We start from the raw sequence: 10,942 nt of genomic DNA on the forward strand, positions 1-10,942 counted from the left end.
GGCTCCGAGACCCGCATAATCCACCGAACCGCCGTATACGGACCCGTACGTACGGTGGTGTGGGAGGGGCGACGCCGCGAGGCGTCCCCCTATCCCGATCGATAGGTTGGATGCTTTCAATCCGTCATTGCGAGGAGCTCTTGCGACGAAGCAATCCAGGGTCTCTCCGCGAAGGGATTCTGGATTGCTTCGCTGCGCTCGCAATGACGGAAGTGACGCCTACTGCACGTCCATCTGCAGCCCTTCCTTCTGGATGATGCCGGCGAACTTCTTCGTCTCGACGTTCACGAAGTCGGCAAACTGCTGCGGCGTGCCATAGTCGGCACGGGCGCCCATGGCGACGATGTTCTTCTTGATGTCGTCGCGCTCGAGCATCGCCTTCACCTGGAGATTGAGCGCCTCGAGCACGGCAGGAGAGACGCCCTTCGGCAGGAAAACCGAGAACCACGACGAGACGTCGAAATTCGCCAGCTCCGGCGCGCTCTCGCGCATGGTCGGCAGGTCCTTCGCGAGGTCGCTGCGCTCGGTCGTGGTGACGCAGAGGCCGGTGAGGGTGCCGTTCTGGACCTGCGGCAGGCTCGGATAGAGGTTGTCGAACAGAATCTGGATGTCGCCGGCGAGCGCCGCCTGGAGCGCGGGACCGGCACCCCGGAACGGGATATGCGTCATCTTCAGGCCGGTGAGCTGGAGGAACCAGGCGCCGGTGAGGTGAGGGCTCTGGCCGACGCCGGAGGAGGCGTAGCTGAGCTTGTCGGGATTGGTTTTGAGATAGGCGATCAGCTCGGCGATCGACTTGATGCCGGTCTTCGGATGCGCCGAGACGATGTTCGGGATCCGGATCATGTTGGAGACCGGCTGGAGCTGGTCCGGCTTGTAGGTGAGGTTCTTGAAAATGCTGTAGGCGATTGCGTTCGGACCGGGATTGCCGATCAGGATGGTGTGGCCGTCCGGCTTCGAACGGACCACCTCGGCCGCGCCGATCGTGCCGCCGCCACCGGAGCGGTTTTCAACGACGGCCGACTGGCCCCAGGCGGTCTGCAGATGCGCGGCCAGGAGCCGGCCCATCACGTCGGTCGAACCGCCGGCGGCGGCGGGCACCACGACGCGGACGTTTTCGGTGGGTTTCCAGTCTGCCAGGCTCGATCGCGGCAGGATCGCTGCGGCCGAGAGGCCGGCAGCACCGGTGAGCACGCGACGGCGGGACAGCAATCTATTGGGCACGAATCCACTCCCTGCTTCTTGTTTTGCAAGGAGCGTATGGAACAGGACGCGCAACGGCAAGTCGCACGCAGCGGCACGACGCCGCAGGCTGAAGGCTCAGTTAAAGCTCAGCAGCTTGAAGATCGGCGTGAGGTAGCTCATCTCCTGGCCCGACGTCGCCGTGGTGCGGCTGACGAAGTCGAAGATCTTGCCGTCCTGGAGACCGTAATTCGCAAGCCGACGCACGCGTCGCGACTTGTCGAAATAGACGGCGATGACGCGCTGGTCGACCACCTTCTGGTTCATGAAGGCGACCATGCGCTCCGAGCGCTGCGAGATGTAATAGAACACCTCGCCGTCGAGGGTTGCGACCGTGGAGGGGGTACCCATCACGATCAGCACCTGATCCTGGCTCGCGCCGATCGGAATTTGCTCCAGCGCGTTGGGCGGCAGGATGTAACCCTTCTGGAACTGCTCGCCGGTGCAGCCGGCAAGCGCGACGCCAACCAGGGCCGTGGCCGCGAACAGGCGCAAGCCGCGCCAACGTGCTTGAACGCCGCGCCGCTTGTCCGCGCGCAGGCTGGTCTGGTTCGTTATCGTCATAGCGGAACTGATTCCGTCCCCTTGCGTCGCGCGAGGCGCTGAAGTACCGGGCGGAGACTCTGAATGCAACACGCGCGCGCCCGCTTGCGGAAACCACAATGTTTTGGCCGTTCAATCACTTCAGGAAACCCCGGCTAGCCTCGCCGGGCACCATTGAAGCCATCTATGGCATGATCGTGACGCAGGCGCGAGAACCCATATTTTACCGAGACTTGGGCGTGCCGGATACGGTTAACGGGCGTTTCGACCTGTTGCTGCTGCATCTTTGGCTGCTGCTGCGCCGCCTGCGCGCGGTCCAGAGCGCTTCCCAACAAGGCGCCACCGAGCTGTCGCAGGCGCTGTTCGATCGCTTCTGCGAGGACATGGACGACAATCTGCGCGAGATGGGGATAGGCGACCAGACCGTGCCGAAGCGGATGCGGGCCTTCGGCGAGGCCTTTTACGGCCGGGTCCAGGCCTACGACCAGGCCATGGAAGGCGGCGACGCGACGCTGGCATCGGCGATCTGCAAGAATATCTTGAATGGAGCCGGCATGGATCAGGCGCAGCGGCTGGCGGACTATGCCAGGGCTACCGACGCCGATCTGGGCCGGACCGGCGAGGCCGCACTGCTGGGTGCGTCCTTCAAGTTTCCTCCAGCGCTTCCTGAGGATGTCACGCCATGAGCCGACCGATTACAGGACCCGGGCCCGATCCCTGGCGGGTGCCCGTCGTCATTGCACAGATCCCCGACACCGGGCTGCATCGCAAGCTCGAGGCCTCGGCCGCCGAGCGGCAGGCCATGGCCGAGACGGCAGGCTTGCGGGAGGTCCTCTCTGTCCAGGCCGCCTTCGATGTCGTGCCGAAAAGCGGCAACCGGATCCAGGTCACGGGGCACGTTCACGCCCGGATCGGCCAGATCTGTGTGGTCACGCTCGACCCGATCGAGAGCGAGATCAAGGAAGAGGTGGACCTTATATTCGCCCCGGAGGCCGAGGTGCGCCGGCTGGCCGATCTGATGGAGGAGGGGCAGAACGATAAGGAGCATGTCGCCGATCCGCCGGAGGCGATCGTCAATGGCATCATTGACCTCGGGAGGCTTGCCACCGATGCGCTGTTCCTGGCGATCGATCCCTATCCGCGGAAGCCGGGGGTCGTGTTCGAGGTGGAGGCCACCGCCCCCGATCCGGAGGACCATCCCTTTGCGGTACTGAAGGCGCTTCAGGACAAGAAGAAAGACAAATAGGTGCCGTCTTCCCCAGAAGACCGCTTTGCCAGGGGGCGTGAGGTGTTTGCGGCGGCGCTTTGAAAGGTCAAGTTATCTATCTGATTTCTATATACTACCTGTGAAATCGTCCGTCCGCAGCCGGATCGTCCCGGATGCAAAAGGCTGGGGGCAAGAGGTTGTTTCGGGATAACAAAACGCTATTGTCGCGGCCCGGTCCGGGTGCGCGTGGCGCTTGGCCGACCGCCATGTACATGGATGGCGAACCCACTTTGCGGCCCCGCTCGTTCAAGACCGCACCAGACCAGGTTTCCAGGACTTTTATGCCAAGCAAGGTTCGTATCGCGCTTGACGCCATGGGGGGCGACGCCGGCGCCGTCGTGGTCATTCCAGGAGCCGCCATCTCGCTCCAGAGGCATCGCGAGATCGAATTCCTGCTGGTCGGGGACCGCGCCAAGATCGAGCCCGAACTCGACCGCCACCCCGCGCTGAAGGCCGCCTCGAAGATCATCCACACCGACGTCGCGGTCAGCGGGGAGGAAAAGCCGAGCCAGGCGCTGCGGCGTGGCCGCAAAACCTCCTCCATGTGGCTTGCCATCGATGCGGTGAAAAAGGGCGAGGCGGATGTTACGGTCTCTGCCGGGAATACCGGCGCGCTGATGGCGATGTCGCGCTTCCACCTGCGCACGCTGCCCGGCATCGACCGTCCGGCGATCGCCGGTATGTGGCCGACCAAGCGCGGCGATTCCGTCGTCCTCGACCTCGGCGCCAGCATCGGCGGCGATGCGCACCATCTGGTGTCGCTCGCCATCATGGGCGCGGCGATGGCGAGCGTGTTGTTCAACAAGAGTCGTCCCACGGTCGGCCTGCTCAATATCGGGGTCGAGGAGATCAAGGGGCACGAGGAAATTCGCGAAGCCGGCGAAATCCTGCGTGCCAGGAACCTGCCGGAGCTCGACTATCTCGGCTTCGTCGAGGGCGGCGGCATCGGCCAGGGCGTGGCCGACGTCATCGTCACCGAAGGCTATAGCGGCAACATCGCGCTGAAGGCCGCCGAGGGAACCGCGCGGCAGATGGCGGAATTGCTCCGCAACGAGATGATGCGAGGCTGGATGTCCAAGCTCGGCTATCTCCTGGCGCGCGGCGCCTTCCAGGCGCTGCGCAACAAGATGGATCCGAACAAGTCCAACGGCGGCGTGCTCTTGGGATTGAACGGGATCGTGGTCAAGAGCCATGGCGGAATCAGCGCCGAAGGCTTTGCCTATGCGATCGATGTTGGCTATGAGATGGTGAAATTCGATCTTCTCAACAAGATCAATCAGATGCTCAACCGCGAGGGTGGTGCACTCAATTTCGTGCCGACCGCGCCGGAGGATGTTTCGTGACTCAAATTCGTTCGGTCGTGCTGGGCTGCGGCTCTTATTTGCCGGAGCAGGTGGTGACCAACGCCGAATTGGCGGCGCGCATCGACACGTCCGACGAGTGGATCGTGCAGCGCACGGGCATTCGCGAGCGGCGTATCGCTGCCGAGGGCGAGTTCACCTCGCATCTGGCGCTCAAGGCGGCGCAGGCTGCGCTCGCCGACGCCGGCGTGGACGCGCAGTCGATCGAGCTGATCGTGCTCGCGACCTCGACGCCCGACAACACGTTCCCTGCGAGCGCGGTCGCCGTCCAGCATGGGCTCGGCATCAACCATGGCGCGGCGTTCGACCTTCAGGCGGTGTGCTCGGGCTTCGTGTTCGCGCTCGCCACCGCCGACAATTTCCTGCGCACCGGCGCCTTCAAGCGCGCGCTGGTGATTGGTGCGGAAACGTTCTCGCGTATCCTCGACTGGAACGACCGCGGCACCTGCGTGCTGTTCGGCGACGGCGCTGGCGCAGTGGTGCTGGAGGCGCAGGAGCAACCGGGCAATGCCGCAACCGACCGCGGGATCGTGACCACGCATCTGCGCTCCGACGGCCGCCACAAGGCGAAGCTGTTCGTCGACGGCGGGCCGTCCTCGACCCAGACGGTCGGTCATCTGCGCATGGAAGGCCGCGAGGTCTTCAAGCATGCGGTCGGCATGATCACCGACGTGATCGTCGACGCCTTCGAGGCGACCGGGCTCAATGCCGACAGCATCGACTGGTTCGTGCCCCACCAGGCCAACAAGCGAATCATCGACGCCTCCGCGCACAAGCTCCATATCGCGCCGGAGAAGGTGGTGCTGACGGTGGACCGTCACGGCAACACTTCGGCGGCCTCGATCCCGCTGGCGCTGGCGGTGGCGCGCAAGGACGGCCGCATCAAGCGCGGCGACCTGGTTCTGCTGGAAGCCATGGGCGGCGGCTTCACCTGGGGCTCCGCGCTGGTGCGCTGGTAGCCACAGTCGATAAAATTTTGCCCGAATCAGCACAATTATCGATGCGTCTGCATTGATGAGCGCTGTTGACCGGCGTATCGTAACCTCATAATTTCAGACAACAATTGTTCGCCGTGATGTGGGGGCAGGGCGATGACCGATCAAAGTAAAACCGTAACGCGTGTCGATCTGTGCGAAGCCGTCTACCAGAAGGTGGGCCTGTCGCGCACGGAATCGTCCGCCTTCGTGGAACTCGTGCTGAAGGAGATCACCGATTGCCTTGAGAAAGGCGAGACGGTGAAACTGTCCTCGTTCGGCTCCTTCATGGTCCGCAAGAAGGGCCAGCGCATCGGCCGCAACCCGAAGACCGGCACCGAGGTGCCGATCTCGCCGCGTCGCGTCATGGTGTTCAAGCCGTCGGCGATCCTGAAGCAGCGGATCAACGCCCAGCACCGCACCAATGGCGACGGCAGCAAGGTACAACCCGAGGCCTAAACCGCCTTTCGGATAAGGATTTGGCATTTGGACAAGGCGCCGGATGCGTTCCGAACCATCAGCGAAGTAGCGCAGGAACTCGACATTCCGCAGCACGTGCTGCGGTTCTGGGAGACCCGATTCTCCCAGATCAAGCCGATGAAGCGCAGCGGTGGCCGCCGCTACTACCGTCCCGACGACGTCGACCTGCTCAAGGGCATCCGCCGTCTGCTCTACGGGGAGGGCTACACCATCCGCGGGGTACAGCGGATCCTCAAAGAGCACGGCGTCAAATCGGTGCAGGGCCTGGCCGACGGCGCGGCCGCAGTCTCGTTCGGGGCCATCGAGGACGCCGTCGGCGCGAGCCTGATGGAGCCCGAGGAGGAGACCGGCGTCCGCGGCGCCCGCGACAGCGACGATGACGACTACCAGGGCGAGGAGGAGGAGGGCATCGACTTCCGCTTCTCCGAGACCGACGACGAGGAAATCCTCACCACCTTCCGCAAGGGCGGCGCCCCCGCCGCGCCCCCCGGCCCCAGCGCTATCGACCGGGAGCGCCTCGGACGGGTGCTCGCTGAGCTCATGGCCTGCCGTGAAATGCTGGATCAGGCACTGAAGGACGCCTGACGCCGGATTCCCTCCGCTTGGGGGCAGTTCCGGGGCCGTTCGGCAGAGACACCAAAATGGTGCGACCTCGCCTTGCGCAAACCGGCGATCCTAGCTAATGGAACGACGTTCGGAGCGTGGCGCAGCCCGGTTAGCGCACTAGTCTGGGAGACTAGGGGTCGGAGGTTCAAATCCTCTCGCTCCGACCATCAAACCCTTTGATCTGCAAGGGTTTTTCTTTTCGGCGCCCGCATCAATCCGCCGCCGAATGAGAACAAATAGGCGCCGGTTTGCACAGTTCGCCGCAAAAACTCCCGAAATAGTCCCGAACTACGTTCTTGGACCGTTCGCTACGGAGGTGCCGCATGTTGGCACCCCCTGAAACGAAAAGCCCCGTGCCAGCTGGGGAGCAAGGGCACAGGGCGGGATCGCAGAGTTCACTTACGAGTGGCGGAGAATCTGACACGGCGCTGATGGCTCTTCAAGCGGCCAGACTGAGTCGGATCTACTATTTTTGCTACGCCACCGCCTGCACCATCGCCAGCCTCGCCTTCGCGGGAGGCCCGCGATGAATGTCATTGCTCAATTCCCGGTCAAAGATACGTGGCTGGCCCAATGTATCAGCGAGAATGGCAAACCGCTCCCGATCGTCACCAATGCGCTGGTCGCTCTCCGGCGAGATCCGAACATCAGCGACGCCTTCGCTTATGACGAGATGCAGCGTTGCGTCATGCTGCTGCAAGAGATCGGCCAGCCGCTCGCGCCGTTCAATTCCAGACCCGTGGTGGAAGAGGACGTCACAATACTGACGGAGTACCTTCAGAAGGCAGGTATCCGCCGGATCGCCCGCGATACGGTACGCGACGCGGTCAATGCCTGGGCGCGCGAGCGCAGCTTCCATCCCATCCGAGAATGGCTTCAGAGCCTTATCTGGGACGGCCAGAAGCGCGTCAACGTATGGATGACGACCAAGCTCGGCGCCGCGCTCAATCCCTACACCCAGGCGATCGGGAAGATGTTCCTGATTTCGCTAGTCGCCCGGATCTGTGAACCCGGAGCCAAGGTGGACTACATGCTGGTGCTGGAGGGTACCCAGGGCGCGATGAAGTCCTCGGCCTGCTCCATACTAGGTGGCGACTATTACTCCGACAACCTTCCCGAGATCGGCGAGGGCAAGGACGTCTCTCAACATCTCCGTGGCAAGTGGCTGATCGAGATCGGGGAGATGCACGCCCTGAAGCGCGCCGAAAGCGCGCAACTCAAGGCGTTCATCACGCGGCAGGTCGAGCGTTACCGGCCGAGCTACGGCCGCTTCGAGGTCACCGAGCCTCGGCAGTGCGTATTCATCGGCACCACCAACAAGGACGCGTATCTCAGAGACGAAACTGGAGGACGTCGGTTTTGGCCCGTGAAAGTCGGGCAAATTGATCCCGCAGGGTTAGCTGAAGATCGCGAACAACTCTTCGCGGAGGCGGTTCAACTCTACAAAGAGGGTGAGCCATGGTGGCCAGATCGCAATTTCGAACGGCAGCATATCAGGCCCGAGCAGGAGGCGCGCTTCGAATCCGACGCCTGGCAGGACCCGATCGAGAACTACCTCGCGACCCAGCACAAGGTAACGGTCGGTCAGGTCGCCAAGGAGGCCCTGTTCATGGAGGCTGCCAGGATTGGCACGGCGGACCAGCGCCGGATCACCGGCGTCATGGAGCACCTATGCTGGAAGCGGGACAACGAAGGCAAACCCGACTGGCAAGGCAAGAGGTGGTGGATCAAGGCGGACTGACCACAGCACACAGCGCACCACAGCCCACTTTCCAATAGAGGGTTGGTCGCTAATGGCGCTTCTATAGGAAAATACGGCTGTTGTGCGCTGTGTGCGCTGTGGTGGTGCCGTCTGAATGAGAATTACGCAGCGAGCCCTTCGAGAGGACGTGAATGAACGCACCGAAAACACTGGTCGCCAACGATCCCGAGGACCGAAAAGGGCGGCTGAAAGATCTTGGCGGATCGCAATCGGATCACTGGAACAATATTCTTGCCAATCAAGCCCTCCAGTCGCTCTGGCTGAAGAACTCCAGCCAGGAAGACCGCGACAAGCAATCGAATGCCATCCTTGCCGCGCTTGCCGGGATTAGGCCGAAGGATGAGTTGGAAGGCATGATGGCGGCGCAGCTGGTTGCCGCCCACAATGCCGCGATGGAATGCTACCGGCGCGCCATGATCGGCGAACAGACCTTCGAGGGGCGACGCGAGAACCTCACCCAGGCCAGCAAGCTGTCGCGCACCTATGCGGCATTGCTCGAAGCCTTGAACCGCCATCGCGGAAAAGGCCAGCAAAAGGTCACGGTTGAGCACGTCCACGTTCATGCGGGCGGGCAGGCAGTGGTCGGAATGCTCGAGCCCTCGGGGGGCAGGGGCGAGACGAAAACGGAGGATCAACCCCATGCACTTGGATATGCACCGCGCGAAGAGATGCGGGGCGCGAACGCGAGCGGACAAGCCTTGCCAATCACCCGCGATGAGTAATGGGAGGTGCAGGATGCACGGCGGTCTCCAGGCGCTCCCAAGGGCAACAGAAACGCCTTTAAGCACGGCCGTTACAGCGCAGACGCGATTGCACGCCGACGCGAAATTTCGAGGCTGCTTGCCGCAATGAAGGATACGACCCGGCAAATAATCGAATAGGCAGCGCCAAAATGCCGCGATCGAGAGTACGGGTCTGCTTGCAGGACGGCCTGAAGCTGGACCTGAACCGCCTTGTTCGGAAGCAATTCATCAAGCCAGGCGCGAATATCGGCGTTCGGGGTATTACTTGGACGCACTCGTATTGGGGTGAAGTTGCCACTGGCGTGATTAGCGCGGACATGAGCGGCCAAGCCGAGGGCTGGCTTCGCATCCAGCTTGGCAGCTTGGACCAGCACATCATTCTCGCTTCGCGTCCTCGCCATTTCGGCGGGCGACAATGGTATTTTGTGTGCCCTGCCATGAACCGCCTGGCGTCTGTCCTTTGGAGGCCAGCGGGCGCGACCCGATTTTGCAGCAGACAGACCTGGCGCCGACAAGTTGCCTATCATTCCCAATTCAACGATGCGACGAACCGCGCTCACGCTGGAAAGGCTCGAATCAAATCGCGGCTGATAGGGGATTTAGATCCAGATGAATGGGATTTCCCACCGAAACCTAAGTGGATGCGCTGGGCCACTTACAAACGGTACGAAGCCCAGTACGATCACTTTGAGGATGTGCTGGACTATGGCTGTGTATCACTGCTAGCAAAACTGATGGCCAAAAATATCGTTTGAATTCAATGGATAGAATCAAGTTAGCCAACAGATTTCGATTTGTTGGCTGTGCCGGCGGAAGAGCAAGCAGTTGATCGGGGTAGGCGGTGGAATTACGAGGCAAAAGATAATCTGTTCTTTTTGAAAGACGGATTGTCATCGAGACAGGGCGCGATCGGGTTCAAATGACCAAACTAACGCTTTCTCAGCTAACGAGCCTGCTCTTCAAGGCATGCGACGAGCTTCGCGGCAATATGGATGCCTCGGAGTACAAGGAATACATCTTCGGCGTCCTGTTCCTGAAGCGATGCAGCGACCTATTCGACCAGCAGCGCGAGAAGCTCACAACCAGTCTGCGCCGTCGCGGCCTTGATGGCGACCGGCTCGAAGCCCTGTTGGAAAGTCGTGACCAATACAGCTTCTACGTTCCCCCTGGATCGCGCTGGGCAACCATCCGCCATCTGAAGGCGGACGTAGGCAACGGCCTCAATTCCGCGCTGGGCGAGCTTGAGCGGCACAATAAGGACCAGCTTGAGGATGTGCTTGAACACATCAATTTCAACCGGAAAATCGGGCAGCGCACGCTCAGCGACGACACGCTGGTCAATTTCATCCAGGTGTTCGAGAAAATCCCCCTGCGTGACGAGAACTTCGAGTTCCCCGATCTGCTCGGCGCAGCCTATGAATACTTGATCAAGTACTTCGCCGACTCTGCCGGCAAAAAGGCGGGCGAGTTCTACACTCCCGCCGATGTGGTCCGCACAATGGTCGAGATCGTCGATCCGCAGCCTGGCATGAGCATCTACGACCCGACCGTCGGCTCGGGCGGCATGCTGATCCAATCGCGCGACTATGTCCGCGACAACGGCGGCGACCCAAACAACCTCTCGCTTGCCGGGCAGGAGTCCCAAGGCACGACCTGGTCGATCTGCCGGATGAACATGATCCTGCACGACATCCAGTCGGCGGACATCCGGCAGGAAAACACACTAGCAGTCTGCTGAAAAACCTTGAAATGGAGAATTTTCATTTTTCCGCCGGTCGTTTTTGGAGCGGCGCGGTAGAGTTGGATGTAATTTCGAGCTTGGTATTGAGTGTGCCCCGGCGCGGGGTGGCTATGCGGCGAGCAGTTTGGGAATTCGGATCAGGTTATAGGCGATCAGATTAAGCAGGAAGTCGGCGGCGACGCGAGCGATGCCCCGATGTTTGGTCTTGCGCATGGTGCCATGCTGC

General features: G+C 61.8%; 13 protein-coding genes and 1 tRNA gene. 12 read left to right on the plus strand and 2 right to left on the minus strand.

All coding sequences use genetic code 11. The annotated features are described in order from the left end of the window. Window positions 1–219 precede the first annotated feature (219 nt). Together IVB27_RS22920 and IVB27_RS22925 are read right to left on the minus strand one after the other, a co-directional pair. The gene (locus IVB27_RS22920) at window positions 220–1,221 is read right to left on the minus strand and encodes a Bug family tripartite tricarboxylate transporter substrate binding protein (RefSeq protein ID WP_247445480.1); all 1,002 of its coding nucleotides are present in this window, start codon (window positions 1,219–1,221) and stop codon (window positions 220–222) included. 96 nt (window positions 1,222–1,317) lie between these two features. Beyond that, entirely contained in the window at window positions 1,318–1,803 is a 486-nt protein-coding gene (locus IVB27_RS22925; protein ID WP_247445482.1) for an outer membrane protein assembly factor BamE, read from the minus strand. Window positions 1,804–1,901: 98 nt separating this feature from the next. Here IVB27_RS22925 and IVB27_RS22930 point away from each other — a divergent pair, with 98 nt between their 5' ends. The 12 genes from IVB27_RS22930 (at window position 1,902) to IVB27_RS22980 (ending at window position 10,713) form a co-directional block, all read left to right on the plus strand. Continuing rightward, complete coding sequence (locus tag IVB27_RS22930; RefSeq protein ID WP_247445483.1) at window positions 1,902–2,468, plus strand: ubiquinol-cytochrome C chaperone family protein; 567 nt, start codon at window positions 1,902–1,904, stop codon at window positions 2,466–2,468. Next, on the plus strand, window positions 2,465–3,028 hold the full coding sequence (locus tag IVB27_RS22935) for a YceD family protein (protein WP_247445484.1): 564 nt from the start codon (window positions 2,465–2,467) through the stop codon (window positions 3,026–3,028). The genes IVB27_RS22930 and IVB27_RS22935 overlap by 4 nt, the downstream gene beginning before the upstream one ends. Window positions 3,029–3,330: 302 nt before the next feature. Then, on the plus strand, window positions 3,331–4,392 hold the full coding sequence (gene plsX / locus IVB27_RS22940; protein ID WP_247445485.1) for a phosphate acyltransferase PlsX: 1,062 nt from the start codon (window positions 3,331–3,333) through the stop codon (window positions 4,390–4,392). After that, on the plus strand, window positions 4,389–5,369 hold the full coding sequence (locus IVB27_RS22945; RefSeq protein ID WP_247445486.1) for a beta-ketoacyl-ACP synthase III: 981 nt from the start codon (window positions 4,389–4,391) through the stop codon (window positions 5,367–5,369). Before plsX ends, IVB27_RS22945 begins: the two co-directional genes overlap by 4 nt. Window positions 5,370–5,501: 132 nt before the next feature. Further along, window positions 5,502–5,843, plus strand: a complete 342-nt coding sequence (locus IVB27_RS22950; RefSeq protein WP_026311906.1) for an integration host factor subunit alpha — start codon at window positions 5,502–5,504, stop codon at window positions 5,841–5,843. Window positions 5,844–5,870: 27 nt separating this feature from the next. Continuing rightward, a complete protein-coding gene (locus IVB27_RS22955) occupies window positions 5,871–6,449 on the plus strand; it encodes a MerR family transcriptional regulator (RefSeq protein WP_247349410.1) in 579 nt (192 codons plus the stop codon). A 110-nt stretch (window positions 6,450–6,559) separates the two neighbouring features. Then, a tRNA-Pro gene (locus IVB27_RS22960) sits at window positions 6,560–6,637 on the plus strand. Window positions 6,638–6,996: 359 nt separating this feature from the next. Further along, entirely contained in the window at window positions 6,997–8,211 is a 1,215-nt protein-coding gene (locus tag IVB27_RS22965; RefSeq protein ID WP_247445487.1) for a virulence-associated E family protein, read from the plus strand. Window positions 8,212–8,363: 152 nt separating this feature from the next. After that, window positions 8,364–8,954, plus strand: coding sequence for a hypothetical protein (locus IVB27_RS22970; protein ID WP_247445488.1), 591 nt, complete (start codon window positions 8,364–8,366; stop codon window positions 8,952–8,954). Next, window positions 8,947–9,084, plus strand: coding sequence for a hypothetical protein (locus IVB27_RS43130; RefSeq protein ID WP_276001453.1), 138 nt, complete (start codon window positions 8,947–8,949; stop codon window positions 9,082–9,084). Before IVB27_RS22970 ends, IVB27_RS43130 begins: the two co-directional genes overlap by 8 nt. Before the next feature lie 67 nt (window positions 9,085–9,151). Then, entirely contained in the window at window positions 9,152–9,730 is a 579-nt protein-coding gene (locus tag IVB27_RS22975; protein WP_247445490.1) for a hypothetical protein, read from the plus strand. A 164-nt stretch (window positions 9,731–9,894) separates the two neighbouring features. Next, on the plus strand, window positions 9,895–10,713 hold the full coding sequence (locus IVB27_RS22980) for a class I SAM-dependent DNA methyltransferase (RefSeq protein ID WP_247445493.1): 819 nt from the start codon (window positions 9,895–9,897) through the stop codon (window positions 10,711–10,713). The last annotated feature ends 229 nt before the right edge of the window (window positions 10,714–10,942 follow it).

The organism is Bradyrhizobium sp. 197, assembly GCF_023073375.1.
Taxonomy (GTDB): domain Bacteria; phylum Pseudomonadota; class Alphaproteobacteria; order Rhizobiales; family Xanthobacteraceae; genus Bradyrhizobium.

What these genes read in the sequence shown, in the direction of transcription:
- IVB27_RS22930 (WP_247445483.1), top strand. Translation starts at nt 1,902, where the DNA reads ATGTTTTGGCCGTTCAATCACTTCAGGAAACCCCGGCTAGCCTCGCCG.
- plsX (WP_247445485.1), top strand. Translation starts at nt 3,331, where the DNA reads ATGCCAAGCAAGGTTCGTATCGCGCTTGACGCCATGGGGGGCGACGCC.
- IVB27_RS22935 (WP_247445484.1), top strand. Translation starts at nt 2,465, where the DNA reads ATGAGCCGACCGATTACAGGACCCGGGCCCGATCCCTGGCGGGTGCCC.
- IVB27_RS43130 (WP_276001453.1), top strand. Translation starts at nt 8,947, where the DNA reads ATGAGTAATGGGAGGTGCAGGATGCACGGCGGTCTCCAGGCGCTCCCA.
- IVB27_RS22980 (WP_247445493.1), top strand. Translation starts at nt 9,895, where the DNA reads ATGACCAAACTAACGCTTTCTCAGCTAACGAGCCTGCTCTTCAAGGCA.
- IVB27_RS22950 (WP_026311906.1), top strand. Translation starts at nt 5,502, where the DNA reads ATGACCGATCAAAGTAAAACCGTAACGCGTGTCGATCTGTGCGAAGCC.
- IVB27_RS22965 (WP_247445487.1), top strand. Translation starts at nt 6,997, where the DNA reads ATGAATGTCATTGCTCAATTCCCGGTCAAAGATACGTGGCTGGCCCAA.
- IVB27_RS22925 (WP_247445482.1), bottom strand. Translation starts at nt 1,803, where the DNA reads ATGACGATAACGAACCAGACCAGCCTGCGCGCGGACAAGCGGCGCGGC.
- IVB27_RS22970 (WP_247445488.1), top strand. Translation starts at nt 8,364, where the DNA reads ATGAACGCACCGAAAACACTGGTCGCCAACGATCCCGAGGACCGAAAA.